The 26,186-nt window shown below is 43.4% G+C and carries 23 protein-coding genes; 11 read left to right on the top strand and 12 right to left on the bottom strand.

Annotated elements, in window-relative coordinates:
* Positions 1-6: 6 nt before the first annotated feature.
* The 4 genes from recR to ACPEGP_RS01170 all read right to left on the bottom strand — a co-directional run bounded on the left by recR (position 7) and on the right by ACPEGP_RS01170 (position 2,985).
* Positions 7-600: a recombination mediator RecR gene (gene recR, locus ACPEGP_RS01185; RefSeq protein ID WP_144297116.1), complete on the bottom strand. Its 594-nt coding sequence runs from the start codon at positions 598-600 to the stop codon at positions 7-9.
* Positions 601-721: 121 nt separating this feature from the next.
* Positions 722-1,051 carry a YbaB/EbfC family nucleoid-associated protein gene (locus ACPEGP_RS01180; protein ID WP_423813678.1) on the bottom strand — a complete coding sequence of 110 codons (330 nt, stop codon included), beginning with the start codon at positions 1,049-1,051 and terminating at the stop codon, positions 722-724.
* A 90-nt stretch (positions 1,052-1,141) separates the two neighbouring features.
* A complete protein-coding gene (locus ACPEGP_RS01175; protein WP_423813677.1) occupies positions 1,142-2,461 on the bottom strand; it encodes an O-succinylhomoserine sulfhydrylase in 1,320 nt (439 codons plus the stop codon).
* Between the two features lie 335 nt (positions 2,462-2,796).
* On the bottom strand, positions 2,797-2,985 hold the full coding sequence (locus tag ACPEGP_RS01170; RefSeq protein WP_423813676.1) for a hypothetical protein: 189 nt from the start codon (positions 2,983-2,985) through the stop codon (positions 2,797-2,799).
* 2 nt (positions 2,986-2,987) lie between these two features.
* On the opposite strand from ACPEGP_RS01170, the gene ACPEGP_RS01165 reads away from it, so the two are divergent.
* The 3 genes from ACPEGP_RS01165 (at position 2,988) to dusA (ending at position 7,311) form a co-directional block, all read left to right on the top strand.
* Positions 2,988-4,658 carry a phospholipase D family protein gene (locus ACPEGP_RS01165; protein WP_423813675.1) on the top strand — a complete coding sequence of 557 codons (1,671 nt, stop codon included), beginning with the start codon at positions 2,988-2,990 and terminating at the stop codon, positions 4,656-4,658.
* A 112-nt stretch (positions 4,659-4,770) separates the two neighbouring features.
* A complete protein-coding gene (locus ACPEGP_RS01160) occupies positions 4,771-6,072 on the top strand; it encodes an MFS transporter (RefSeq protein WP_423813674.1) in 1,302 nt (433 codons plus the stop codon).
* 267 nt (positions 6,073-6,339) lie between these two features.
* Positions 6,340-7,311, top strand: coding sequence for a tRNA dihydrouridine(20/20a) synthase DusA (gene dusA, locus ACPEGP_RS01155; RefSeq protein ID WP_198327926.1), 972 nt, complete (start codon positions 6,340-6,342; stop codon positions 7,309-7,311).
* A 98-nt stretch (positions 7,312-7,409) separates the two neighbouring features.
* Here dusA and ACPEGP_RS01150 read toward each other — a convergent pair whose 3' ends face one another.
* The 4 genes from ACPEGP_RS01150 to ACPEGP_RS01135 form a co-directional block, all read right to left on the bottom strand.
* On the bottom strand, positions 7,410-8,198 hold the full coding sequence (locus tag ACPEGP_RS01150) for a lysostaphin resistance A-like protein (RefSeq protein WP_423813673.1): 789 nt from the start codon (positions 8,196-8,198) through the stop codon (positions 7,410-7,412).
* Between the two features lie 74 nt (positions 8,199-8,272).
* Positions 8,273-9,160 carry an alpha/beta fold hydrolase gene (locus ACPEGP_RS01145; protein ID WP_423813672.1) on the bottom strand — a complete coding sequence of 296 codons (888 nt, stop codon included), beginning with the start codon at positions 9,158-9,160 and terminating at the stop codon, positions 8,273-8,275.
* Positions 9,161-9,286: 126 nt separating this feature from the next.
* The gene (gene sppA / locus ACPEGP_RS01140) at positions 9,287-10,342 is read right to left on the bottom strand and encodes a signal peptide peptidase SppA (protein WP_198327924.1); all 1,056 of its coding nucleotides are present in this window, start codon (positions 10,340-10,342) and stop codon (positions 9,287-9,289) included.
* A 266-nt stretch (positions 10,343-10,608) separates the two neighbouring features.
* A complete protein-coding gene (locus tag ACPEGP_RS01135) occupies positions 10,609-13,671 on the bottom strand; it encodes a ComEC/Rec2 family competence protein (RefSeq protein ID WP_423813671.1) in 3,063 nt (1,020 codons plus the stop codon).
* A 286-nt stretch (positions 13,672-13,957) separates the two neighbouring features.
* Between ACPEGP_RS01135 and ACPEGP_RS01130 the strand changes: the two genes are divergently transcribed.
* Positions 13,958-14,536, top strand: coding sequence for a DUF2062 domain-containing protein (locus ACPEGP_RS01130; RefSeq protein WP_223808538.1), 579 nt, complete (start codon positions 13,958-13,960; stop codon positions 14,534-14,536).
* Between the two features lie 109 nt (positions 14,537-14,645).
* Here the strand turns inward: ACPEGP_RS01130 and ACPEGP_RS01125 are convergent, their stop codons facing one another.
* The 3 genes from ACPEGP_RS01125 to ACPEGP_RS01115 all read right to left on the bottom strand — a co-directional run bounded on the left by ACPEGP_RS01125 (position 14,646) and on the right by ACPEGP_RS01115 (position 17,129).
* On the bottom strand, positions 14,646-14,963 hold the full coding sequence (locus tag ACPEGP_RS01125; RefSeq protein WP_198327921.1) for a hypothetical protein: 318 nt from the start codon (positions 14,961-14,963) through the stop codon (positions 14,646-14,648).
* Positions 14,964-15,161: 198 nt separating this feature from the next.
* Entirely contained in the window at positions 15,162-15,842 is a 681-nt protein-coding gene (gene lolD, locus ACPEGP_RS01120) for a lipoprotein-releasing ABC transporter ATP-binding protein LolD (RefSeq protein ID WP_423813670.1), read from the bottom strand.
* Positions 15,843-15,893: 51 nt separating this feature from the next.
* On the bottom strand, positions 15,894-17,129 hold the full coding sequence (locus tag ACPEGP_RS01115) for a lipoprotein-releasing ABC transporter permease subunit (RefSeq protein WP_423813669.1): 1,236 nt from the start codon (positions 17,127-17,129) through the stop codon (positions 15,894-15,896).
* A 461-nt stretch (positions 17,130-17,590) separates the two neighbouring features.
* On the opposite strand from ACPEGP_RS01115, the gene ACPEGP_RS01110 reads away from it, so the two are divergent.
* Positions 17,591-18,571 (top strand): hypothetical protein, encoded by a 981-nt coding sequence (locus ACPEGP_RS01110; RefSeq protein WP_191690618.1) that lies wholly within the window; start codon positions 17,591-17,593, stop codon positions 18,569-18,571.
* Positions 18,572-18,678: 107 nt separating this feature from the next.
* Here the strand turns inward: ACPEGP_RS01110 and ACPEGP_RS01105 are convergent, their stop codons facing one another.
* On the bottom strand, positions 18,679-19,068 hold the full coding sequence (locus ACPEGP_RS01105; RefSeq protein ID WP_068408139.1) for an SCP2 sterol-binding domain-containing protein: 390 nt from the start codon (positions 19,066-19,068) through the stop codon (positions 18,679-18,681).
* Between the two features lie 877 nt (positions 19,069-19,945).
* On the opposite strand from ACPEGP_RS01105, the gene ccoN reads away from it, so the two are divergent.
* The 6 genes from ccoN (at position 19,946) to ACPEGP_RS01075 (ending at position 26,101) form a co-directional block, all read left to right on the top strand.
* The gene (gene ccoN / locus ACPEGP_RS01100) at positions 19,946-21,427 is read left to right on the top strand and encodes a cytochrome-c oxidase, cbb3-type subunit I (protein ID WP_191690616.1); all 1,482 of its coding nucleotides are present in this window, start codon (positions 19,946-19,948) and stop codon (positions 21,425-21,427) included.
* A 9-nt stretch (positions 21,428-21,436) separates the two neighbouring features.
* Complete coding sequence (gene ccoO, locus ACPEGP_RS01095) at positions 21,437-22,075, top strand: cytochrome-c oxidase, cbb3-type subunit II (protein ID WP_191690614.1); 639 nt, start codon at positions 21,437-21,439, stop codon at positions 22,073-22,075.
* Positions 22,075-22,257, top strand: a complete 183-nt coding sequence (locus ACPEGP_RS01090) for a cbb3-type cytochrome oxidase subunit 3 (protein WP_191690612.1) — start codon at positions 22,075-22,077, stop codon at positions 22,255-22,257. The genes ccoO and ACPEGP_RS01090 overlap by 1 nt, the downstream gene beginning before the upstream one ends.
* Positions 22,254-23,399 carry a cytochrome-c oxidase, cbb3-type subunit III gene (gene ccoP / locus ACPEGP_RS01085; RefSeq protein ID WP_191690610.1) on the top strand — a complete coding sequence of 382 codons (1,146 nt, stop codon included), beginning with the start codon at positions 22,254-22,256 and terminating at the stop codon, positions 23,397-23,399. The genes ACPEGP_RS01090 and ccoP overlap by 4 nt, the downstream gene beginning before the upstream one ends.
* Before the next feature lie 509 nt (positions 23,400-23,908).
* A complete protein-coding gene (gene ccoG / locus ACPEGP_RS01080; RefSeq protein WP_423813668.1) occupies positions 23,909-25,321 on the top strand; it encodes a cytochrome c oxidase accessory protein CcoG in 1,413 nt (470 codons plus the stop codon).
* A 198-nt stretch (positions 25,322-25,519) separates the two neighbouring features.
* Positions 25,520-26,101, top strand: coding sequence for a FixH family protein (locus tag ACPEGP_RS01075; RefSeq protein ID WP_191690606.1), 582 nt, complete (start codon positions 25,520-25,522; stop codon positions 26,099-26,101).
* The last annotated feature ends 85 nt before the right edge of the window (positions 26,102-26,186 follow it).

Here is a 26,186-nt window from a genome sequence, read left to right as displayed (position 1 = left end):
GAAATACTACAAAAATGAGCGATTTTGCATGGCTTGCCCAAGGGTCATACTATCAAGGTACTCAAGCTCGCCGCCCATCGGTACGCCTTGCGCCAAGCGGGTGACTTTATTGACATGACGACCAACCGCCTCACTGATAAAGTGTGCCGTCGTTTGACCTTCGACCGTCGTACCAGTCGCTAAAATTAGCTCTTCAACCGGCTCTTGCTTCACCCGCCAGACCAGCTGATCGATATTTAGATCATCGGCGCTGATACCGTCTATGGGCGATAAATGCCCGCCCAACACGAAATAACGCCCACGATAGCCTGCGGTTTGCTCTATCGCCATCACGTCCGCTGCGGTTTCAACCACGCATAACAAGCCATCATCACGTCTTGGATCTTGGCATAATGGACAAACTGCCTCGTCGCTAAAACTATGGCAGCGCTGGCATTCGACAATATCACGCATCGCCTCATCAAGTGCTTGCGCGAGCGCCATGCCTTGGGGACGTTTTTTGGTAAGCAAATGCAATGCCATACGTTGGGCGCTTTTTTGACCCACACCCGGCAAAATACGTAGCTGTTTGACCAGCTGATCAAATTTGGCTGTCAGCAAAGTAACTTCCTTTATTTAGCTTAATTTATAAATCGTAGCTATAAAAATGGGGTCGTATCGTGTCGATAACAACCCCATTTTTGTGTTCAATCAGCAGTTTTTAGCGCTTATAATTCGCTATTTAGAACAGACCTTGCATACCTGGTGGTAAGCCCATACCTGAGGTCGCACCAGCCATTGTTTCTTCATACAGCTCATCCGCTTGACGCACCGCATCATTGATGGCAGCAGCGATTAGGTCTTCAATCATATCTGGCTCGTCTTCCAATAAACTTGGATCAATGGTCAAACGTTTAACGACGTGGCGACCAGTCATAGTGACTTTAACCAGACCACTGCCCGCTTCGGCTTGCACTTCTTTATCGGCCAGTTCTTTTTTGGCGTTTTCAACGTTTGCTTCGACTTTCTTTTGCATCGTTTGTGCTTGTTGCATCAATGCTTGAATATTCATAGTTGCCTCTTTTATTTTGTATTAATGCGTATCATTATAAAACGTTATTCATCACTAAATCTGATGTTAATGGCGATTATACCTTGATCTTTACAAACTGTCTAAACCACGCGCCAAATCTTTGATGATATCTTCCACATCTTCTAAGCCTACCGACAGGCGGATGAGACTATCATTAACGCCTGCTTCTGCGCGCGCCTCAGGCGTCAAGCGAAAATGGGTAGTGGTCGCGGGATGGGTAATGGTGGTTTTAGCATCGCCCAAATTATTGGTGATAGAGACCATTTGCGTTGAATCAATCACATGCCACGCTGCGGCTTTTGCGTCCCCAATATTTGAATCAAGGCTTTTTGAATCAGAGCTAGCTGACGACTTAACTTCGAAGCCCATGATAGCGCCATAACCATCTTTCATATGATGTTGACGCGTTGCCAATTCATGAGCGGGATGGTCGCTTAATCCTGAAAAGTGCACGGTGCTGACGTTAGGATGATTGACCAAAAATTCTGCTATTTGATTGGCATTTCGACAATGCGCTTGCATACGTAATTTCAGCGTTTCAAGCCCTTTAGTAAAGACCCATGCGTTAAATGGGCTCATACTGATACCACCTGAACGAACCACAGTAAACGCCTCTTGCATCAGCGTATCGCTACCGACTAAAGCGCCGCCCAATACCCGACCTTGACCGTCTAAATATTTGGTTGCAGAATGAATGACCACATCCGCGCCCAAATCTAATGGGCGCTGCAAGGCTGGTGTGGCAAAGCAATTATCAACGACCAATAAGATATCATTGGCTTTACACAGCTCGCTCAGATAGCCGATATCACAAATTTGTGCAAGCGGATTGCTCGGGCTTTCACAATAAATAACCTTGGTATTTGGCCGCACAGCTTTTGCCCAAGCGTCATTATCGAAGCAATCGACATAGCTGACTTCAACGCCAAACTTTGCCATATAGTTATTAAACAAACCAATCGATGAGCCAAATAATTGATTGGCGGCGAGCAAATGATCGCCAGCTTTAAGATACGCCAAACACATGGTCAAAATCGCGCCCATACCTGAGGCAGTCGCCACCGCACGCTCGCCATTTTCAAGCGCGGCTAAACGACGCTCAAAGGTGCGGACGCTAGGATTGGTATGGCGTGAATAGACGTTGCCCGTCTTGTCACCGTTGAAATGGGCTGCTGCATCTGCCGCCGACTCATAAACATAAGAGCTGGTGGTAAAAATAGCCTCTGAATGCTCGCCTTCATCAGTGCGATGCTGCCCTGCTCGTACGGCGATGGTTTGCATGCCATAATCGAGTTCTAGATTGAGCGCGTCATCGCGCCAGTTAGGGTCTACTTTATTTGTCTCTGTTTTATTTGCATTGCTATCATCATGCACTTGCGACTGGCTCATAAATTTTCCATTGCACTGGTTATTATTAAACATACGGCCTATTTTGATTATAAACACTCTTTATTCGCGTTATCATAGCATGGCAACTTATTCCAAACAGCTGGTTTCAAAGCCATGCTAAATATTATTTTTGAATACTAGAGGTTTAGCACTTAGCATTAGGTTTCAGCACTTAGTGTTCAGAAATTATTATTAAATATTTAGAATTAACTATTAACGACTTAATACTAAAAACACCGATGCATTTATAAGGATAAGATGCAAGCGCAGACGATGACTGGACGATGTGGTTATCATGACCAAATAACGTGTCGTATCTAACAAAAATAACGTATTTATAATAGGCACGGATGACAACAGCTGCTAAGCTTAGCGGCGCTGCGAATATTGCTTTGAGCAATAGGATTTTGAACAATATAATTATACGCGCCATACTCAGTGCTACCATCGGTAAAAATAGCCAATAAATCAAGCCCACTTTTAACCCGTGCTTTATTCAATTCAGGTCCACTAAGGTCACTCATTTATGTCGATGTTCAGTATAGAACCAAGTAACTTATCGTTGAGCTTAACTCTCGGCCTTACCTTAGGTCTTAGTGGATGTCAGAGTTTGCCAAAGCAGCCGCATTTGCCTGAAAGCCAAGCTTTATCCGCGCGTATCGACGCTTTATATCAACAAGAGGGTCGCGAGCAAAATAGCAATCAGAAAGACGGCCAACAAAACAGCCAAACTACCAATACAAAAACGGATAGCACTGACTTAGTCGCCGCTATCAGTGAACAGAACGAGATTCACCCTGATTTATCGGGTTATCATCCGATTGTGACAGGTGCCAACGCTTTTGCTTCACGCAGTATTTTGACCAGCATGGCCACGCGTAATATCGATGCCCAATATTATATCTGGCACGATGACCAAGCTGGACAGCTGATGCTAAAAGACTTATGGGACGCGGCCGAGCGCGGCGTCATCGTTCGTTTGTTGTTGGATGACTTTAATAATAGCGCCAAATTTGATCAGCATTTATTACGTTTTGCCAGCCACCCAAATATCGCTGTACGTATTACCAACCCATTGATGTACCGCAAATTTCAAACCTTAAACTTCGTGACAGGTCTACCGCGCATCAATCGGCGCATGCACAATAAAAGCATGACCTTTGATAAGCAAATCACTATTATTGGTGGGCGTAATATTGGTGACGAATACCTAAGCAATGACAAAAACAGCCAATTTGCCGATTTAGACGTTTTGCTCATCGGTAAAGTAGTCGCTGACATTGACAATAGCTTTGCCAGTTACTGGTCAGCGCCAATTTCATTTGATATCCAAACCCTTGCCACCCTTGATAAAGGTGAAACCACGGATTTTTTGGAAGGTTTGGACAAACTCAGAGCTGATGAAAAAAACAACAGTAAGAGCAGCTTAGACGTCTATAAAACCGCTATCGAAGATTCCTCTATTGATAGTGACTTAATCAATAAGCGCGTGCCCTTTCGCTGGACTGACATGCAGTTTTTAAGCGATGACGTCGGCAAATTGACCAAGACTGTCCCAGCCGATACCAATTTGGTACATCAGCTGCGTACTTTATTGGGCAGTCCAACCAAACGCCTGACGATTATCTCATCCTATTTTGTCCCCACCAAAGACGGGGTCAATACACTGGTCGAGCTGGCAGAAGCTGGCATTGATATTAAGATTTTGACCAATTCTTTTGATGCCACCGACGTGACCGCGGTGCATTCTGGCTACAGTCAATGGCGCCCAAGCTTATTGCGGGCTGGGGTAAAAATCTACGAGCTAAAATCAACTGCTTCTGAAGAAAAACGCGAAAACAAGCTTTGGAAGGCGCGCAGTCAATCGTCTACCAGCCTGCATGCCAAGACTTTTGCCGTTGACGACTACCAAGTATTTATTGGCTCATATAATGTCGATCCGCGCTCCGCCAACATCAATACTGAGATGGGCGTCATTATCAATGACGAGGAGCTGGCAAAACAATTGCATAGTGCGCTCAGCGATGAATTATTGGGTCAAGCCTATGAAGTTAAGTTGTTAGAAAATGGCAGTTTGCAATGGCATACCGTAGAAGCAGGTGAAAAGGTCGTTTACGATTCAGAGCCGCGCGTCGATATTAGTGATCATGTTTGGTTGGCCATTATGTCGTGGCTACCGATTGATTGGTTGTTATAAGTTTTTATAAGTTGTTATAAATAGCTGAACCTTTTTAGCGCACGACCTTTATTTTATACGCTTTATTTACCCATTTTAATAAACCCCTCTTTATGTGGATGCGTGATCTGTTATGCCTTCTCGTTCTCAATATGCTCTGATGTCTTCTAAAGATAGAAATGCCGTACTGTTTATTTGCTTTAGTAGCGCAGTCGCGTTTTTTGATTTTTTGATTTATTTATATCTTGCCGATATCATCGCCGCTGCCTTTTTTCCTGCTAATACCAGTGCGGCGATGGCGAAAATACAAGGGCTTGGGCTATTTGCGATTGGGTATTTGGCACGTCCGTTTGGCGGGGTTATCTTTGGGCGCTTTGGTGATATCAGTGGACGAAAACCGATATTATTAATGAGTATTTTGGTGACCGCTGCAAGCTTGCTGGCGATGGCCTGCTTGCCAACGTATGCGCAATGGGGTATGGCTGCGCCTGCTTTATTCATTATTTTACGCCTGATACAAGGAATGGCGTTTGGGCTTTTTGCACCGCTGGCTTGGGTTTTTGTGTCAGAGCATGTGCCGCGCCAATATTTGTCAGTCGCCTGTAGTTATGTAACGGCAAGCTTTTTTGTCGGTGTACTATTTTCCAACGCCTTTTTTCTTTGGCTAACCAACTCCATGACCACCGAGCAACTGGCCGCTTATGGCTGGCGGGTACCATTTTTTATGGCGGCCATCCTAAGCGTGGTGCCTTTTTTGGCGTGGCGCTGGATAGATGAATCGCCGTTTTTTATCGCCATGAAAGCTGCAAAGCCGCGTGATTATATTGCCAAACCCTTTATCCTGCTCTTTAAGCATTGTAAGCATTCTATCTTTATCGGCTTGCTACTTACCTTTATCATAGCCAGTATCACCACCGTTATCATTCTACTCCTACCCGATTTAATTGAGCTGCGTTTTACTTTGGATAATGATTTATTTGGCTTTTCACACAGTTTAGGCATCGTATTTATGATTTTCGGCTGTGTGTTTTACGGAATCATATCCAACCATCAAAACTTTGGTAAAGTATTGGCCATTGGTTCTATCTTGTTGATTGCGCAGATGTTTGCATTCTTTTATCATCTGCAAGCAAGTGGCGATTATATTCTTATCATGTATGCGCTGTTAGGGTTTTGTGCGGGTATTGTGGGCATGGTTCCGGCCATTTTGGTACAATTATTTCCCACCAACGTGCGCCTGACAGGTATGGCACTTTGTTATAATGTTACTTATGGGATTGTCGGAGTGTTGGTGCCTTTTGGGCTTGGTTACGCCACTTTATATATCAGCTTTTCGCCTGCGCTATACATTGCCTTTGTAGGCTTTATCGGCATTATCATGGGCATTTATTTTTATAATTTGCCTGAATTCAAAAAAATTGATGAAGTGATTTAGAGAATAATTACTGAGCTTTTCCCTATTTTTGCTTTCTTATTGATTTTCCTATTATTTAACTTATATGGATAGAATAATCAAAAGGCGTCATGAAAATAACACTCATGGCGCTTTATCTATTCTCCTTTTAAACACATTTAAAAATGCACGTAAAAGCAAGGTCGGTTCGCAATAAAATTGGCAAATTGATGAATATCGACGTGAGACTGGTATAACGATTTTAAAACGACCTACTATATGCATGCATAATAACGAGGCTTTACCCTAATGGTTGATATGACCAACAAACGACTCTCTGTTGCTCCTATGATCGACTGGACAACGACAGATTATCGCTACTTTGCACGGCTGTTTAATCCGCATGTTTATCTTTATACCGAGATGATTAGTACTGGTGCGCTGCTCTATGGCAATCGCGCGCGGCATCTGCGCTTTGATACGCTTGAGCATCCACTGGTGCTACAGCTTGGCGGTGCCGATAGTAGCGAGATGGCCCAATGTGCCCAATTTGCGCAGCAGCATGGCTACGATGAGGTCAATATCAACGTCGGTTGCCCCTCTGATCGCGTCCAGCACAATAAAATTGGCGCCTGCCTCATGGCAGAGCCGCAGACGGTTGCTGATTTGGTCAAGCACATGCAGGCAGCTGTCGATATTCCGGTGACCGTTAAACATCGTATTGGTATCGACGATTTTGATAGTTATGAGTTTATGGTAGATTTTGTCGAAAAAGTCGCAGCGGCAGGTTGTACACGCTTTATTGTTCATGCCCGTACGGCGTGGCTACAGGGCTTGAGCCCGAAGCAAAATCGCGAAATACCGCCACTGCGTTATAATGATGTTTACCGTCTCAAACAAGACTTTCCAACGCTTGATATAGAAATTAATGGCGGTATCGAAACAGTTGCCGATATTAAAACGCATTTACAGCATGTCGACGGGGTGATGATTGGACGGGCGTTTTATCATAACCCGTACTTGTTGGCAGAAGCCAACAGTTTATGGGGCGCGCCGATTACTAAGCGCTCGGATATTTTAGCGCAATTATACCCTTATCTAGAAAAACAAAGCGCTAAAGGTGAAGCACTACCAACGATGACGCGGCATTATTTAGGGTTGTTTCAAGGCTTAACAGGTGCGCGCAAGTGGCGACAGGCATTGAGCGGTAAACCGCAGCTAACGATAGACGATATTAAACGAGCCGCTGAAGAAGTCTTAGCCTTAAATCCAGATGCCTAGTCATCAATCACTATAAACATAAAATAACAGCTAATGGGTGCATAGCTAGTTGATAAAGACATTCATCAATTAGCTATTTGACGTTTATATATAAACCTTTAACTAATTTCCGCTAAATACTGCGCCATCGCGGCGCCATTATTAATAATATGTAACAGCATCGGTAATACTAGCGAGCCTGATTTGATACGCGCATAGCAAAATATCAATGCCAATACCACAATGGTGCCGATTTCATAAATACCATATTGCAAGTGAATTACCGCAAATATCACGCTGGTCACTAAACTTGCAACTATTGCGCCGCGATGCTCTGCGTTAGCTACGTTTGAGAACTGCTCAGCAATAGCCGACCATAACAATCCACGAAATATAAGCTCTTCATAAATCGGCGCGACAATCACCATGGCAAATATCAATAACCAGACTGAGCTGACAGACTGATATAAAGGGTCGACGAAAACCAACGGTGATTCATTGAGCAGGTAAGTTAACGCTTGACTGCCAATCATAAATATCAGCAATAACCCTAACATACCGATGCCAACCGACCATGAAAATGGCTGTAGCGCCAGATACTTCCTTACATTGCCGCCCCTCACCCGAATCAATAAAGCGCTGACTGCCACCAGTAATACACAGCCGATAATGATAGAAAGACTGACCACCGTACCATCATTACTGCCGAAAAAGAAAATATCGCCCATAGTAGCGTTTTTAGTAGCGGGCAATATAAGCTTTCCGGCGATATAGACGCCGATTAATTGGCTGATAAAGAAAGTCACTACCATGCCTATCACTAACAACAACGCACCCAAGCGTGAAAATAGCGGCGTAGGTTTAGACGCTGTGGTCTTAATAGATGCGGTGGTCGCTTTTTTTAGCATAAATCGTCACTCAAAAAAGTGTGCTAGCTGCTCACATTACATTTATCCTAACTTCTAGGATTCACAACCATCAGTTATTGTGGCAACTGCTTTTTGATAAGCTCAAGCACTTGACGCGCCACCGACTCTGGGTGCTCAAGCGGGAACATATGGCCGCCAGCGTGGGTTTCATAATCGATATTCAGGCGTGATTTGATTTGCTGCGGGAAGCGGCGCTTAAGAAAGATACTGTCTTCACCAATGATGAGCGTCACTGGCGGTTTAGGTGCACGGTTTGGGGTCAGCCAATACCATGACGGATTGGTACGAAACACCTCAACTTCACTGGCTTTAGGGATTGCCAGTGTGACTTTGCCGTCCGCACGCTCATGTAAACCATGCTCGATATAGCCTTGAAAACTACGCTCATCGAAATCTTTAAAAAAGCCTTTATGACGCAGCTTATCATAGGCGTCTTCGCGGCTATCCCAAACATCACGGCGATGCTTAGACACGCCCGCTGGCGAGAGCTTATCCATCAAACGATTATTCATCAGCGGTAATCTATCGGCGGTTTTGGCTAAATGCCAGAGCAGGCTGACTTTGCCATAAATCCACGGCGGATCCATCAGCACCGCTTGCGCAAATATCTCCGGCGCACGGTATAACGCCTGCATAGTACACATGGCACCAAGCGAATGACCGACACCAACCACCTGACTCACGCCATGCTGCTCACACGTGCGTTTAACGCTATCAATAATCTGCTGGGTCAGGCTTTGCCAATGGTTATCTACTGGATAATCGGGCGTATTACCCAGCATAGGGATATATTCAATGGTAAAAAATTCAGCAAGCGGGGCAAAAAACGGCGCATAAACGGCGCTTGGCATACCATTGGCATGGGCAAAATGAATGACAGGTTTTTGGGTTATCTTAGACTTGGGTAGTGACGCAAAGGTCTGTGGATTAATGGCACTCATGACAAGCTCTCAGTAATTTAAATAGCTGTTTATTATAATAACCGAAATTTATATACAATTAAGGCTGAGCATAATCATATACTCAGCCTTAACAATCATACACATTAAATCTAAAATATAAAGCGCTTAGCGCATCTGCGCTTGACCCTCTTCTTGCGGTAACACGTCAAGCTTGATACTTGAACCAAGACCGGCGCCTAACTTAACGGCAAAGCGATCCATGAATAAGCTAAATGGGTCGGTTGGCGTATAATTGACGACGTTATCAAGCTTCAGCTTCTTCTCTAAAGTCGAAATACTGCCCTTTTTGTCAGCTAGGCCAAGCTCAATCGACTGCTCGCCAGTCCAAAACAGCCCTGAAAACAGTTTATTTTCCTCAGGATTCTTTAGACGATCGCCGCGACCTTCTTTGACTGCATTGATAAAGTGCTTATGAGTATTGTCCAGCACTTTTTCGACGTGCTGCTCTTCATAATCAGTGAGCGGACGTGACAAGCTTAAAATATCTTTATACTCGCCTGCGGTAATGGTGCGGTCTTTAACGCCAAATTTATCCATTAAGCCTTCGATATTATAGCTTGGCATAATTACGCCAATCGAACCGACTAAGCTTGATGGATTGACATAAATCTCATCCGCAGCTGAAGCGATATAATAAGCGCCCGAAGCACCCATATCACCAATCACCGCGTAGAGTTTTTTGTCAGGATATTCTTGACGCAAATCCATCATCGTCTGCCAGATTTCATCGGACTGTACGGGTGAGCCGCCGGGCGAGTTGATATCAAGCGCCACGGCTTTGGCATTACTGTTTTCAAAAGCGCGAGTTAAGGCCTCATTAACATCGTAAGCATTGGCGACATCACCACTACTAATCGTTCCTTGGATTTCAACCACTGCCAAATGCGGCTTACTGGTATCAACGCCTTCAAGCCCGGACGGTGTTTTGGTACTACAACCGCGACCAATGGTCAAAAATATCAATAAAATATAACCAAAGGTCAATAGCTTAAAGAAAATACTCCAGCGACGGGCGCGGCGCTGCTCAACCACACTGGCTAATAACGTATTTTCAAGCAGTCGCCACTCTTGTCCACTCGGCTGATTTTGCTGCTGCAGCGGCGCTGGCTGGTTGGCCGAGTTGTCAGGACGTTTGTTAGGGTCTGGTGGCCAGTTGGGCATATAACTTCCTAAGTCAGAAACAATGTAAAACGATAAAAGAGAAACTCTAAAAAATTACAGAATAAGAATTAAATATTCTTACTTAAACAAGCAGTTTTTTTTAGAACTTCAATAATAAGAATAATAATTAAATAAGCTACTAAGTATGGTGGCATTTCGCTCATGGTTCAATAGCAGAACTGTGAAATAGCTTGATATTATAAAGGCGACAGGTTATAGGAGCGAGATGTTTTATAAGGATGATCCCAATAAGTCAGATTATAAGGTTAATCCTTACTATCGGCCTCAAAAGCTAGAGCGGCATCTAGTGACTTATTATCATAAGTGATTGTCTCATCGATTTGTTGCGCCCTTATTGCATCTGCAGAGATATGCGAAGTGCTGTGCCCAAGCCATGTTGTGCTGTTTATGACATTACCTAAGGTGTTGTTTAATGAGTTTTTTAAAGTGTCATTTTTAGTATTCGGTTCAATCGCGCATAATAACGACCACATTTGCCACACGCGCGGATGGGTATCGACATTTAAAATCAGACGTGATTGAGCATTTTTAGTATGAGAAGGTGGCTCTTTGTTATCGGACTGAAGTGTTTGTACTTTAGTAGCTAATGATTTGAGCGGGTCAGCAGCATTATAACTGACAATTTGAATAGGTAATCGACTGTCAAGTTCAAGCGTACAGTCCCAGACACTGGCATCGTTTATTTTGCTCCAACCTGTGATAGCTTGCAAGGTTAAATCACCATTGGCGAGTTGCCAGGTTTTACCTTGCTCACAAGCTTGGGCACTGATGGTTGCCTGAGTTTTATTTTTACCAGATTGACTGGTCAGTTGATAAGCGCGCTGGAGCTCGGGCCAACGCTCGCTACGCCCGGCTTGCCAATACTGAGCGGTTGGGAGACGTTGACTTAACTCAGCGACGGTCATTGGTAGCAGCTCAGAGTCGTTTGGCTTATAGATGGTCGGCTGCAATGACTGACGGTTGTTATTTGTTAATGTCACTAAAGATGTCGTCAAGGCCGCGCTACTGCTTTGGACTACCATACCTTCTAGACGCTTGATAGATAAGCTGCGTAGTTGTTGCTCTAATGTCGCAGATAGCTTGTCAGCGGTTAGCGTGCTTGGCATCGTACGAGTATCATAAGGCCTATGATCGGCTAAAATTAACCAGCTAACGTTTGTCTTATTATCTTCATTATTTAGCACAGGGTATTGTAGCACCGCCGCGCTTAAATATTGGTCGCCCGTTGGCAGAATATAGAGAGTCGGAGTCATGGTTAACGACTGCTGGTTGGCGTATACCGTCATAACCAGTAGCGTTAACGGCGCTAGCGCGAGCCAACGACTGATAAGGCCACGCGGTAATAGCCACGGCAACATCGCCAATAATACCATCAGCAAAATTGCCATATTCACTGGCGTATAAAGCCATGCCCCTGAGAATATCGGTAACGCCGTTAGCCACGTGATAAGCTCGTGTAAATGAGCGACGAGAGCAATCACCAGTGCCCAAATAGTATCAGCTAGCGCAGGCGAGATAAGATAGCACAGCCCAGCCAGTAAATTTAGCGGTACAATCACCCAACCAAATAATCCAATAGCAAATAAATTAACGATAAGCCCTAACAGTGATGCCTTACCGAATAACAATAAGGTTATGGGTAATAGCGCAATAAATAGCCAAAACTGTAACTTAAACAACCTTTTAAACCCTAGCCGTAAGCGTTGAATTATCTTCGCATTTTTATTGTCATTAGAGTTCGTGGTCGTTAAGCTTGCAGACTCTGCTTGACTCCATGCTACTGAACTATCTTCGTACTTTAATAGCAGCGCTACCGCTATAAAGGACAGCCAATAACCAGCCTGCCACAGTACATACGGGTCGAACCATGCCATCAGTATCGCCAGCGCCAACAATATACGCATGGTACTAATTGGCAGTAGCGTTAAGCGTATCAAACCTATGGCTAATAACATCCACGCGGTACGCGCAGCAGGGACATCAAACCCAGTAAACAAGGCATAAATAAAAGCCGCGCTCATCATAACCCACCAGCGCAATTGCCAGCGCGGGATATGACGATAGAGAGAGGGGTAAAAACGATTCAACAGTAAGACTGCCAATCCCGCTAACACAATCGCTAAAAATAAAACATGCGTTCCTGAGATGGCCAATAAATGAGAAATACCTGCCAGCTGATATAAATCTTTGGTAGCGCGATTGATTAAACTGCGATCACCGGTCAGTAAGCTTAAAGTCACTGCTTTTGCTTGCTGCTCTGCGGAAGTTTGCCCTGCCCAATCTTGATAAAAATGCTGACGTAGCTGCCAACGTCCTTGGTCTATCGTGTTACGAAAGCGGTATAAATAAGAATTGTCCGCTTTAGACAATGCTGCTGAGCTATTAAACAGAATAGTCGCATTACTGGTCGCTAATATCGTGGCAACCCCATCGATATGTCGCCCTCGTAACCAACGATAACTATCAAATCCCGTTGGATTGTTCAGCGCTTGCTCAGAGTTAGCAAGTGGCGCTAGCGTCAAAGTCATCAATAACTGATCACCTGGCTGCAAATCATTTAAGTCTATAGTCTGCGATTTATTGTCAGTACTTTTTTTAGAAGGTTTTTTAGAGAAAGACTTTTTTGGATAAGCATTTAGCAGTATACGATATTGTTTATTTTCGAAATATTCGAAATTATCTCCGTTTAAGTTATTTTCTTTATTGCTTAGGCTATTATCAGTCACCTCTTTATAATTGGCATTGTAATTTACGCTCAGTTTGTCCAAATCCTGCGACGTTATCTCGGACAGTAAAGGCGATATATGGCTAATGGTAGCAACCTGCCGATAGCCACTATTACTTGCGTCATCATAGACACTATCACTGATGCCTTCGATGCTCACCAACGCTTGCACGCGCACAGTTTGTTTGATGGCATTACTTTGCGCCTGCTGCTGACTTATCAAAGCGAGCAGCCCACTACCAGTAATCAGCGCTAACGCTAATACTGTCGTTAATAAATAATGAGCAAATTTATAGAGTAATGGTGATGTAGAAGATGGGGTTTTAGCAGAATTTTGAACAGCAAGATTTTGAGCAGAGGAATTTTTAGAAACCCCTTTTTTAGCGTCAATCGAGGGTGCAAGCGCAATGTAACGCTGATTGATAAATAGCAGAACAATGGTCAAAGCCATTAATAATAACGGCAAGATAGAAGATGGGCTGAGGTCTGGTAATAAGGAGCCAATAGGCAGCGGAATAGTATCCGCGACGGCCAAAACTCCCATCATAACGATGATTATCAAGCTACCAATTAACCAGTACACCAGCGCTCCTCGCTTGCTTGATAGCTCGTCCATTGCATATAAGATGTAGATGGATAATGACTGTTCTAAACATTGAACCAACCACCAAGTGCGCAAACCGTCAAGCGATGGCATTTATGTGGCTATTACCCTATACTTACCAGAAATATTGCAATAGTGATTATTCAACATTATCTAGCCGCTTTTCTGATAACATTTATAGCTATATTTTTTATTAATAATATCATTGTATATCAGCCCATCAATATGATTGAGCGGGTTGAAGTTAACATGTAAAGGCGATTCTGTGCCAAACAAACGTCTAAAAGACCTACTCCCTACCCCTGAAAAAATCTTAGAAAGTCGCTCATTAAAACTATTTGCGCCGCAACTTGCCGACCCGCGTTTATGGCATTTTAATCGCCATAGTTTAAATAAAGCGGTTTATATAGGCGTGCTCAGCGCATTTTTCCCGTTGCCAGGACAGATGTTGCTGGCCTTAATCGGCGCGCTTATTTTTCGTGCCAATGTGCCGATGGCGCTTGGTCTGACTTGGATTACTAACCCGCTGACGACCCTGCCGGTGTTTTATGCTGGCTACTATATCGGTGCCAAAATCCTTGATGTGCCGATGATAAGCTTGCGCATTATCGGTCGCATGATTTCAGATTTTACCTTATGGATTATCTCTGATGGCGCCAATCCTTTTATTACTTATAAAGGTACGGTATCTATCGCCGCTTTTTGTCTAGGGCTAACAATTTTAGCGGTCATCAGTAGTATTGTCTGCGGACTGGCGTTTAAAGCCATCTGGCGCTATAAAACTGTCACCAGCTGGCAAAAACGTCAGAAAGACTCTGCTGAAAAAACCAGCAAGCATGAATAGCCTTAATTATTAATAATCGATCTTGTCGCGTCAGTCATCTTATAAAAATAGCAGCATTCTATAAAGTTGGAAATATCTTATAAAATCATTACCCAATTCATAAGCGACCTTATAACTCGCCTTCTTCCTCTTTATGCTTGTCGATAGCGTTTTTAACATTATCAGCCAGATTATTATCCATCACAAAGATATCTATCACCTTCTCATCTTTTAGCAGCGTATAACGTTTTCCCGTGGCGCTATCTTGCGCCTTTAAATCGTAATCTGCACCCGCTAAGGTAATTGAGTCGAAAACCGGCGTCAGCAAGTCTATTTGTGCTTGTCTATCAATGGTGTCAAACAGCGTCGGATCCATATAAGGCTTTAGTGGTTCGTTACCTTCTTCGGCGCTACCAAACGCTTCAATCGGGTCATCATTTTTATCCATCTCATCATTCCTTATTTAGCATTTTAGTTATGATTTTATCTACTTGTTAAGGCTGCTAGATACAGTCTGTTTTTTTCGTCGTTTTTATCAGTAACTTTTATAGTCAGTAACTTTTATAAAAAAGCTAACCGTATCATGCTGCTGCTCAGTAACAGCAGTTCTACAGTTTATTGAAAAAAAGTATTAAAAATGACGCCTTTAGTAATCTTCCCAATGCCCATTGCGCAATAACAGCTGACGGTCAGCAAGGGCTGCCAAACTACGGTCATGCGTCACCATCAATAGCGCGGTTTGCATGGTGCTTTGTAGCTCGGATAACAGCCCAAACACACTTTGGGCGTTGTCATAATCTAAGTTACCAGTCGGCTCATCGGCCAAAATAAGTGATGGTTTGGTCACAAGCGCGCGAGCAATCGCCACACGTTGACGCTCACCGCCTGATAGCTCACCGGGTCTGTGCGCTAAACGATGCTCCAAACCGACACTTTTTAAAATATCTATCGCTTGTTGACGTGCCTCGGTCGTCGATACTTTTGGACGCATCAGTAGCGGCATAGCGACGTTTTCAACAGCAGTAAACTCTGCTAATAAATGATGAAACTGATAAATAAACCCCAAGTGTTTATTACGCATCGCCCCGCGCTCGGTCTCATTCATACTATTTAATAGCTGCCCGTGTAGCCAAACCTTCCCGCTACTGGGGGTATCAAGTCCGCCAAGCAAATGCAGCAAGGTACTTTTTCCCGAACCACTGGTACCGACAATCGCAATGCGCTCACCGGCATTGACGGTCAAATCCAGACCGGTCAATACTTGCGTGCTCACCGCCCCTTCATCATAAATTTTATTAATATTGGTCGCTTTTAAAATTTCAGACATGGTACTTCCTTTGTTTTCTTTATCATGGCATTGACGATTGACGCCTGTAGATTACTCGTAACGCAACGTTTGCGCAGGCTGAATTTTCGCTGCTCGGCGCGCTGGATAAATGGTCGCCAAGAAGCTCAGTATAAATGACGCACTGGTAATCAGCACCACATCGGCCAAACGCAGCTGCGATGGCAGATAATTTACAAAGTAAGCATCAAACAAATTGAGGCCAAAGGTTTGATTGATAAAGCCCAAAATATCACTGACGGTCAGGGCAAAGATAACACCAAGTATCGTGCCCGCAATGGTACCAATAAAGCCAATAACGATGCCCTGTACCATAAACACATGGGTAATCAGACGCGGTGAAGCGCCAAAGGTTTTTAAAATAGCAATGTCTGCTTTTTTGTCAGTGACTAGCATCACCAAACTTGAAACGATATTGAAAGCGGCTACAAGGATAATTAAAAACAGCAGCAAGCCAACCATGGCTTTTTCCATTTGGATGGCACCAAATAAGTTGCCGTGCGTTTGCGTCCAATCGCTAGGATAAAGCTTGTTAGGCGCAATAGCTGCTGCTTTTTGGGCCGCCATCGGTGCGTTAAAGATATCGTCAAGCTTCATACGAATACCCTGCGCGCCCTCTGGTAGACGCAGTAATTTTGCCGCATCACCCATCGGAATAAACGCCATTAAGCTATCTACCTCGGGACTGATGGTAAAAATACCTGTCAACGTAAAACGCTTGAAGCGCGGTATCACACCCGCTGGTGATGGCGACGCTTCTGGCAATACCAACGTCACTTTATCGCCTAAGCGCAGCCCCAACGATTGCACCATCTCTTCACCAAGAACAATACTGAATTCACCGTTTTGCAGTGTATCAATACTGCCTTCTACCATGTGCTCGTTGATGATAGAAACGTTTTTCTCATACTCTGGATCAACGCCGGTGACCATAATCCCAGCCACTTGACCGTTGGAGGTCAGCATACCTTGCAGCTGAATAAAGGGTGCGACGGCAGCAACTTCGGGATCTTCTTTAATTTTATCAGCCACCTCTTTCCAATCGCCGATAATCTCGGTTGAAATAACCGTCGCTTGTGGCACCATACCCAAAATACGCGTTTTGAGCTCGCGATCAAAACCATTCATGACCGATAGCACCGTAATCAGTACCGCCACGCCAAGCGTCAGACCAATCATTGAAATCAGCGAGATAAAGGAGATAAAACCATTACTACGCTCTGCTCGGGTGTACCGTAAGCCGATAAATAACGCTAAAGGACGAAACATATTCAAACTCTTTATCTTATCTACGTGCGACTTTATTTATGTTATAAAATCCAATGCAGCAACCGCCTTTTAGCATCACACTCACTAAGACCGTCGCCGCAAAAACATATCAATCGAACAAAAAACAGGGGATTATGAGCAGCAAAATACCGCTGTCAAAAGGGAGCTAGTTTGACACAATTTAACTTATATGTGCCAGTCATTAGCGCAAACTGCCAGTATTTTTTAGTAAAAACTCAACTTTTTATATTATTTTTCGCGAGGGGCTTGCTATTAGTTGCGTCTATACCTATATATTGTATGCTAAGGACAATTGTCATTAACCCCTCATTGTTGTTTGCTGCCTCTTTACTGACGACATTGCTGGTTATCATAAACCAATCCGCTCATATATTGGATAATGGTCAGCAATCACAGTTTTAGACCCAAACCTCATGGCTGACTTAAGTTTGAGTATATTCATGACCATTAATTATCAATATAAAAACATCCAATCTCCCACCAAAATCACCTTAACTGACGAGCAATCTGCCGGTCACGCCGATCATTGGCGGATTTTGACCGATGACATGAGTCAAGACGTGCCAGAATGGCTACAAAAGATGATTGAAAAAGCGGCGATGCCGAAAGGGCTCAACAGCAATGTCAGCGCTAAAGACAGCTGCTTATTGCTATCTGAAGACCAGCCTTGTCATATCAATCAAGTGCTGGCGATGAAAGACGGCAAGCCTGAATGCTTTATTAATGCTTACCCTTGTGTCGATAGCCCTTATGGTTTGACGTGCAAAATCGAGCGTATGATTGTCAATGACAACACTCACGATGCGGTCTTACGCTTACGCACCGCTGATGGCAGCATTATTTATGCTTTCGACCAGCTATATACCGCTAACCGTCATTTATATCAGCAAGATACCGCTTATTATGTGAACTTTAGTGCGTGGGCGCATGAGATTAAGCTGAGCGAGCAAGACGAAGTGATTATGGTCGAAGACCAAGAAGCCATTCGCTACCATCGCGCCTTTAACGACATCGTTGCCGCTAATGATGGAAAAATGCCTGACGATTTACAAGAGCAAATCAAAGCATGGCAGCCTCAAACCAAAGAACAAATGGCGCCCGTCGAGATTAATCTCGGTCATATGTGCGCGTATTTGTTCGGCGATACCATAGGGCAAGAAGATGAAGCTTGGTGTCAAGGTCAGGTGCTTGGTAAGCAAGAAACACTATTTAATGGTCAGACCATTATCTTATTTGATGTGGTGGTACTGCGTGAACAAGATGCAGATCCTTTTGTCATTCGCATTGGCGCACCTAAAACCGAAGCCACCGCTGCTATTGAAGTGCATGACTATGTACAGGCCAATATCTGGTTACAAGCGGCGATTTACAAAGAAAATCAAAAACCACAAACAACTGCGCAACAATCAAAAGCCAGTTAATTTAGAAGTTACTTTACTGTTAAATTCTCCGACGAAAAAGCCCTTAATTCATATTAAGGGCTTTTTTTATGCTAAACGTTATTGATACAAAAATGAAAAACAAGTCATTAAGCTAAGGTAGTCATTGACTTGATATTACTATAAAGCTCTTTTTGCTCAGCACTTGGACGCGCGGTTTGTACTGCCATCAATTGTGACATATCACCTTCGACACGAATTTTACCGGCCATAAAAGCGCCCATGATTTCATTGGTATCAAAGTTGGTAATAATAGATTGCAGCAGGCTACGATCCAACAATAAGGTTGTGGTTGCCTTATCATTCAAACCGCGATGCAGTAAGCCGTCAGCAAAGCTTGCTTCGATATCTTGCTCCGTATCGGTAACTTTTAAGTTCACCACCATATTAGCAAGCGCTGGTGGTAAATTTAATTCACCGGCTTCTTGACCCATTTTCTCAACTTGCTCAAACCATTCGTCTGTCAAAAAAACTGCCATATTATTATCCTTAATACCTATTATTTATGAGGTTATTTATGAAGGTAGGCTTGTGCCAGCATACGGCTAAGCCTAACCACTATTTAAAAGTTCAAAATATTCGTTAATATCAGTATAAAGCACTTGGTTAGCGATACTACAAGGCGTCATTATAAGGTGCGATTCGATGATAAGTAAAACTTATTTATAGCGCAAATGCTGCTATTGTTACAAAACCACCGCTTAATTGTATTTTTTGCGCCAAAAAGCACTATCTTTTTTCACCCCTAGAATAGTAGGGAAATTGGGTATAAAATAGGTGTATAACGCTGAAAGATTATATCGTTCATAACTATTTTTACCAAAGAGTTTGTATTTTGGCGCATAGTTCTGATGATATTTGATTAGGTTTGCGTTACAATACCCTTAAACAGAGTCGGGAGTTTTAACTAAACATTACGTAAACATGGTTTTTGTCAGCTGCCGCTAGCATACATTGATGGTGTATAAGTTTTTTATCACCGATTGAATATCAGTATCTATCTTCGTTCATACTGGCTTTTTAGCAGTAATAATTAAGATACATACTCAGCCTCAATAGATGTTTGATGCTCAAGGAAGGCACATTATCTTATCAAATTTAACCGTTTATTATTTATTAATCATCCTATTATCGTCCAGCTGTGAGCGCCGTGCATTTATATCGCCGCCCTCTACTCAGCAGTAACCACTGGTAACTAGTGTAGGTGTGACTTAATAGTAAATAAGGTCTCGATAATAAGATTTGGCAAAAACAACATGTACCGCAACCATAATCTGCTTATAATTTTTTATAATATAGAGGCTGCGGAGAGTTAGTTAATTCTGTTGATAATTCGGGCTGTAAAGGAATCATCCAATGAGTTTACAAAACACAGCAGTCGCCCCAATTGACCGTGAGTATGAAATCACTGTCGTAAGATTCTTTACGATAATGGCCGTGATATGGGGCATCGTCGGCATGAGTATTGGTGTGTTCATTGCTTCACAGTTAGCATGGCCAGCACTAAACTTTGACATTCCATGGCTGACATTCAGTCGTCTAAGACCGCTACACACTAACGCGGTTATCTTTGCATTCGGTGGCTCTGCCCTGTTCGCAACCTCTTATTACGTGGTACAGCGTACCTGTAAGACGAGACTATTCGCCCCTTATTTAGCTTGGTTTACCTTTTGGGGTTGGCAAGCGGTTATCGTCGCAGCGGTGATTACTCTTCCTTTAGGTCTGACATCGACCAAGGAATACGCTGAGCTTGAGTGGCCAATCGATATCTTGATTGCTTTGGTATGGATTTCTTATGCCATTGTGTTCTTCGGTACGCTCATCAAACGTAGAACTTCACACATTTATGTGGCTAACTGGTTCTTTGGCGCATTTATTATTACGATTGCTCTACTGCATATCGTAAACAGTATGGCTATCCCTGTTAGTGCGTTTAAATCTTACTCATTATTTGGCGGTGCGACCGATGCGATGGTGCAGTGGTGGTACGGACATAATGCGGTAGGTTTCTACTTAACGGCCGCTTTCCTTGGGATGATGTATTACTTCGTTCCAGTTCAGATTGGTCGTCCTATTTATTCTTATCGTTTGTCTATCGTTCACTTTTGGGCATTGATTGCTTCATACATGTGGGCTGGTGGTCACCATTTGCATTATTCAGCGCTTCCAGATTGGACGCAGTCTCTAGCAATGGTATTCTCAATCATCCTATTTGCGCCATCTTGGGGCGGAATGATTAACGGTGTCCTAACGCTATCAGGCAGTTGGGATAAGCTGCGTACCGATCCGATCATTCGCTTTATGATTGTGGCATTGTCGTTCTATGCAATGTCAACGTTTGAAGGTCCGATGATGTCTATTAAGACCGTCAACGCGTTATCGCATAACACGGACTGGACAGTCGGTCACGTACACTCAGGTGCACTTGGCTGGGTTGGTATGATTACCATTGGTTCGCTATATGTATTGTTACCACGTATCTATAACAAACCAAAAATGTATTCTATTAGCTTAATCACCACGCATTTCTGGTTAGCAACAGCGGGTACTATCTTCTATATCGTTTCTATGTGGATTTCAGGTATCGGCCAAGGCATGATGTGGCTTGCGACCAATCCAGATGGTACGTTGGTATATAGCTTCGTTGATACCGTTGAGTTCTCACATTTCCCATATATTGGTCGTGCTTTTGGTGGCCTATTGTATGTATCGGGTATGTTTGTTATGGCATATAACGTTTATAAAACACTGCAAATGCCAGAAGGTAAGCCTGTAGATATCGCTGACCCAACGGATCATGAACCTAGTGTTGATAAACCTTCGGCAGCTAACGTATAAGGAGCGATCATGTCTGGTACACCGCATGAAATTATTGAAAAAAATACCGGCTTGTTGGTTATCGGTATTGTCATTGCCATTAGCTTTGCAACGCTCGTTGAAATCGTACCGCTGATTTATGATAACAAGGGTCCTGAAGAAGGTGGGGTGAACGCTCCCCTTCCCGCCATGGAACCATGGACCGCACTTGAGTTTGAAGGTCGTGACATCTATATTCGTGAAGGCTGTCACGTCTGTCATACACAAATGATTCGTCCGTTACGTGCTGAAGTTGAGCGTTATGGACCTTATTCGCGTGCTGCAGAATCAACGTGGGACCATCCATTCTTATGGGGTTCAAAACGTACTGGTCCTGACCTTGCACGTGTTGGTGGACGCTATTCTGAAGATTGGCAAAAACAGCATCTGATTGCGCCCCGTTCTTTAGTACCTGAGTCAGTAATGCCTGGTTTCCCTTGGCTTGCAACCAATGAAGTAAACGGTACCAATGTGCAAACTAAAATGCGTCTATTCCGTGATCAGTTTGGCGTGCCTTACACTGAAGAAGATATCGAAGGAGCGCCAGATGCGGTACTTGGCGCCACTGAGCTTGATGCTCTGGTTGCCTACTTACAGCAATTGGGTACCGCGATGGAAGGACAGCGCTAATGGGTATTGGTGAATTACAAACAATTGCGACCGTTTCTGCTTTTATTGCCTTCGTGGGCGTTGCATGGTGGGCGTATTCGCCAAAAAACAAAAAACGCTTCGAAGAAGATGCACAACTTGCGCTTGATGACGAGGATATCGAATCTTTGTCTGAAGAGCAGCGCAATAAGGATAAACGATGACATTTTTTTGGAGTTCTTGGATCACCATACTAAGTATTATGTGTTGGGCGGGTATCCTCGGCGTCTTACTAATGGTGTTGAAGTACAAGCCAGAAGTAGAAGAAGACGGTACTACTGGGCACACTTACGACGGTATTCAAGAATACGATAAGCCACTGCCTAAATGGTGGTTAGTGATATTTTTTGGCTCAATCATTTGGGCCGTTGCATACTGGATATTTTTCCCTGCTATCTTTCCATCAAAGTGGGAAGGTATTACAACCGTAGAAGTGGATGGCAAAACCTTACCATGGACTTCTCATAACGAGTTGAACAGCGAACTTGAAAGTAATAACAAAGTATTTACCGATAACTTTGAGCAAAACATTTTGGCCAAGGCCGATGCGAGCGGTGCAACAAAAACCCTAGCAACGCTTTCTGAGATGCAAGCAACCCTGCGTCATAGTGAGAAGCCACCAGCAGAGCTACAGGCTCAAATCGACGAGAAAGTGGCCGAGTTGGCACCTTATGTCGAAAAGCTGGCTGAAAACCCGAATGCATTGAAGGTTGGTAGTCGCTTGTTCTTACAGAATTGTGCTGTCTGTCACGGCTCTAATGCGAAAGGTGCGCTAGGCTATCCTAATTTGACCGACAATGACTGGTTATATGGCGGTGAAGCTTCACATATCCTAACGACGCTACATAATGGTCGTGTTGGTGGTATGACAGCTTGGCGTGACCAACTTGGCGAAGATGGTGTGCGGGCAGCGGCTGAATATGTCTTGTCAATCTCTGGTAACCAACCAGGTTATGAGCTTGACCAAGCTAAAGTTGCTCAAGGTAAAGCCATTTTCCATGAGCCTACTAACTGTGTGCTTTGTCATGGTGAAGACGCTAAAGGTATGATCTCTACTGGGGCGCCAAACTTGACTGATAACATCTGGTTATATGGCGGCGATCGCGAAAGTATCCGTGATACCATCCGTTATGGCCGTGCCGGTGTGATGCCAGAGTGGGAAACCAAACTAGGTAATGAGCGTATTATGCTGCTTGCTGCGTATGTTTATTCTCTATCAGACAGAACGCCTCAGCCTGCTAAAGCGCAGCCTGTTTCTGCCGCTGCACCAAAAGCAGCCACACCTGAAACGGCAGTTGCAAACTAAGCACATTTAGTCAGTTGTATATCGTAAATAAGTAGTATTTGACAAAGGGAGGACTGTGATTGCAGTTCTCCCTTTTTAGTTATTTATCAGCTTTATGTTTTATTAATAAACTCTGCCTACGAGCAACTCGCAAAATCAAACTGCCGATAGATTTAATACTTTTTATGCTCTATCACCACTGGTTTTGATATTTATCAAGCTTAATAGTGATACGCACTTTGTCTATCAATAAGTCGCAGATAAGTATTGCTTTTTAACATTCTCACCCCATTTATAGTAGGGAAACTGCTAAAATAGCAATCGAGTAGAAACACTATAGAATCATCTATTTAAGCATATTTTAATCCTTTATTTACAATCGCTCATTTGGTAGCAAGTTTGGATACTTTTTTTGGTATGAGACTTGCTACTTACTGACATTGATAACATCGCACATCCATATACCCAGGTATTGAAGGTATTTGTTCATCATGCCAGCAGACTGATTCTTTTTTTAAAGAGGCACGTTTATGTCAGCACAACCATCCAATAAAATTCCTGTCGTTGAGGTGGATCTTAACGCCAATAAAAAACGCGTTCACCCTAGGTTTATCACCGGATTTTACCAAAATATCCGCGTGATTAGCATGTATGCGTTATTGGCATTATTTTTGATTTTACCGTGGATAAGGTATAACGGCAGGCAAGCTATCTGGTTCGATGTGCCGTCGCAGCATTATTATATTTTTGGTATGACGTTTCTGACACAGGACTTTTACTTTCTTGCCGTCTTTGCGCTTATTGCGGCGTTTGCGCTATTTATGGTGACGGTATATGCAGGACGGGTTTGGTGTGGTTATGCCTGTCCGCAAACCATCTGGACGCATATGTTCCAATACGTTGAAAAAATAGTCATCGGCGATCGCAATAAACGCATTAAGTTTGATAAAGAACCTATGAATGCTAAAAAAGTCTTCAAGCGTTTCTTAATCTACTTTATTTGGTTTGTATTTTCGATGATTACGGCGATGACGTTTGTCAGTTATGTATCAGGGACAGAAGCTCTATATGGTAGTTGGCAAATGTTAGGGGGTGTTATCCCCTTCCCTGATTGGTCAACGTGGATATGGGTATCGATATTTATTTTCGCTTTTTCAACTTACGTCAATGCAGGCTACATGCGTGAGCAGATGTGTATCCAAATCTGTCCGTATGGCCGCTTCCAAAGCGTGATGTTTGATAAAGACACCTTGATTGTTTCTTATGATTATGAACGCGGTGAACCTCGCGGCGCCCGTAAAAAAGGCACCCATCCTGAGAATTTAGGCGACTGTATTGACTGTACGATGTGCGTGCAAGTATGCCCAACGGGTATCGATATTCGTGATGGTTTGCAGGTTGCGTGTATCCAGTGTGCCGCCTGTGTCGATGCTTGTAATGATGTAATGGATAAAGTTGGCTACCCACGTGGCTTGATTCGTTATACCACAGAGCGGCAATTGGTCGAAAAAGAGCCAAGCCGTGTATTGCGCCCGCGCTTTTTTGCTTATTTAACCTTGCTTGCGGTACTTTGTGGCGGTGTGGTTTATGCATTGACAGACCGCGTACCGTTAGAGATTGATATTCGCCGTGACCGTAATCAGTTATCGTCATTGAACCAACAAGGCATGATTGAAAACAGCTATATCGTTAAATTGACCAACAAAACCCAAAGTGCGCACACTTATAAAATAAGCCTTGAGCCACAAGAGGGCTTGAGCTTAGGCGTACGCTTCAACGATGTGCCATTAGAAGCAGGCGAAAGCTTTGATATGCCAGTCAGTATTTATGGCGACCCTGAGGTGATTGAGTTTGGTCAAACGCCGATTACTTTAACAGTAGCCAGCGAAGATGGTAAATATAATGTGAGTAAACAAAATATCTTTACCACGCAAGGGCAGTAATTATTGAGTATGTAGTTGCTTTTATTTATTCATCCGCTCGTTAGTGGTGCTTGGTCAAAGGCTAATCATCACTGACTGGCAGCTGAATTATTTATCATTAAACTGGCTGCTCTGAGCCGTCGGTTTATTTTTTGATAGCGTTTATAATAAGCTGACAAACCGCACTTTATAAACGAATATCTGATTAATAGGTATGTTATGTCTAGTCCAGCACCGAACTTTAAGCATCAAGACAGCCAACCATGGTACAAAAACTATATGGTGGTTATCTTTGTCATTGGCATGCCAGCTTTTGTAGTAATCGCTTGCATTTGGTTTGTTTATTATTCTTATCAAATCCGTGATAGCGTGGTACGCGACGATTGGTATATGGATGGCAAAACCCTATATCATGACGTCTCACGCGACAAGCTCACCTATGATTTAGATTTACATGGCAAGATGCAGTTTGCCGATAATGGCGATGTCGTTTTTTATCTCAATTATCCTGAGCAAAGTTTGCAGTCTGGTAAATTATTAAACGGTGAGCCTTTAACCTATCCTGACTCTTTAGAGTTGTCTATCTCGCACGCCACCGACATTAAAAAAGACCGCGATGCGGTACTCAAACATCAAGAAGGTAACAAGTACACGGCGCAAGTCGATTTGGATGACGTAAAAGGCAAATATTATTTGCAAGTCAGTTATGATGGAAAGAATGATTGGCGTATGCAGGATGTGGCAAAATTACCACGCCCTGAGGTGAGTTTTAACCCTCTACCCGTTTTTGCCAAAAGTTAATTGTTAAGGTTAAATAAATACAAAAAAAACCAGCCATTAGTGAATAATGCGCTGGTTTTTTTTGACGTTAATTCTATAAAAATTA

Source organism: Psychrobacter sp. 219-2-C, assembly GCF_049560815.1.
GTDB lineage: Bacteria > Pseudomonadota > Gammaproteobacteria > Pseudomonadales > Moraxellaceae > Psychrobacter > Psychrobacter faecalis.
The sequence above is the reverse complement of the archived record's forward strand: the minus strand, read 5'-3'. Positions and strand labels throughout refer to the sequence as shown.

What these genes read in the sequence shown, in the direction of transcription:
- ccoO (WP_191690614.1), top strand. Translation starts at nt 21,437, where the DNA reads ATGTCTGGTACACCGCATGAAATTATTGAAAAAAATACCGGCTTGTTG.
- ACPEGP_RS01160 (WP_423813674.1), top strand. Translation starts at nt 4,771, where the DNA reads ATGCCTTCTCGTTCTCAATATGCTCTGATGTCTTCTAAAGATAGAAAT.
- ACPEGP_RS01115 (WP_423813669.1), bottom strand. Translation starts at nt 17,129, where the DNA reads ATGTTTCGTCCTTTAGCGTTATTTATCGGCTTACGGTACACCCGAGCA.
- ACPEGP_RS01090 (WP_191690612.1), top strand. Translation starts at nt 22,075, where the DNA reads ATGGGTATTGGTGAATTACAAACAATTGCGACCGTTTCTGCTTTTATT.
- lolD (WP_423813670.1), bottom strand. Translation starts at nt 15,842, where the DNA reads ATGTCTGAAATTTTAAAAGCGACCAATATTAATAAAATTTATGATGAA.
- ACPEGP_RS01180 (WP_423813678.1), bottom strand. Translation starts at nt 1,051, where the DNA reads ATGAATATTCAAGCATTGATGCAACAAGCACAAACGATGCAAAAGAAA.
- ccoP (WP_191690610.1), top strand. Translation starts at nt 22,254, where the DNA reads ATGACATTTTTTTGGAGTTCTTGGATCACCATACTAAGTATTATGTGT.
- ccoG (WP_423813668.1), top strand. Translation starts at nt 23,909, where the DNA reads ATGTCAGCACAACCATCCAATAAAATTCCTGTCGTTGAGGTGGATCTT.
- ACPEGP_RS01150 (WP_423813673.1), bottom strand. Translation starts at nt 8,198, where the DNA reads ATGCTAAAAAAAGCGACCACCGCATCTATTAAGACCACAGCGTCTAAA.
- dusA (WP_198327926.1), top strand. Translation starts at nt 6,340, where the DNA reads ATGGTTGATATGACCAACAAACGACTCTCTGTTGCTCCTATGATCGAC.
- ccoN (WP_191690616.1), top strand. Translation starts at nt 19,946, where the DNA reads ATGAGTTTACAAAACACAGCAGTCGCCCCAATTGACCGTGAGTATGAA.
- ACPEGP_RS01110 (WP_191690618.1), top strand. Translation starts at nt 17,591, where the DNA reads ATGACCATTAATTATCAATATAAAAACATCCAATCTCCCACCAAAATC.
- ACPEGP_RS01075 (WP_191690606.1), top strand. Translation starts at nt 25,520, where the DNA reads ATGTCTAGTCCAGCACCGAACTTTAAGCATCAAGACAGCCAACCATGG.
- ACPEGP_RS01170 (WP_423813676.1), bottom strand. Translation starts at nt 2,985, where the DNA reads ATGAGTGACCTTAGTGGACCTGAATTGAATAAAGCACGGGTTAAAAGT.
- ACPEGP_RS01125 (WP_198327921.1), bottom strand. Translation starts at nt 14,963, where the DNA reads ATGGATAAAAATGATGACCCGATTGAAGCGTTTGGTAGCGCCGAAGAA.
- ACPEGP_RS01175 (WP_423813677.1), bottom strand. Translation starts at nt 2,461, where the DNA reads ATGAGCCAGTCGCAAGTGCATGATGATAGCAATGCAAATAAAACAGAG.
- ACPEGP_RS01145 (WP_423813672.1), bottom strand. Translation starts at nt 9,160, where the DNA reads ATGAGTGCCATTAATCCACAGACCTTTGCGTCACTACCCAAGTCTAAG.
- ACPEGP_RS01165 (WP_423813675.1), top strand. Translation starts at nt 2,988, where the DNA reads ATGTCGATGTTCAGTATAGAACCAAGTAACTTATCGTTGAGCTTAACT.
- ACPEGP_RS01105 (WP_068408139.1), bottom strand. Translation starts at nt 19,068, where the DNA reads ATGGCAGTTTTTTTGACAGACGAATGGTTTGAGCAAGTTGAGAAAATG.
- sppA (WP_198327924.1), bottom strand. Translation starts at nt 10,342, where the DNA reads ATGCCCAACTGGCCACCAGACCCTAACAAACGTCCTGACAACTCGGCC.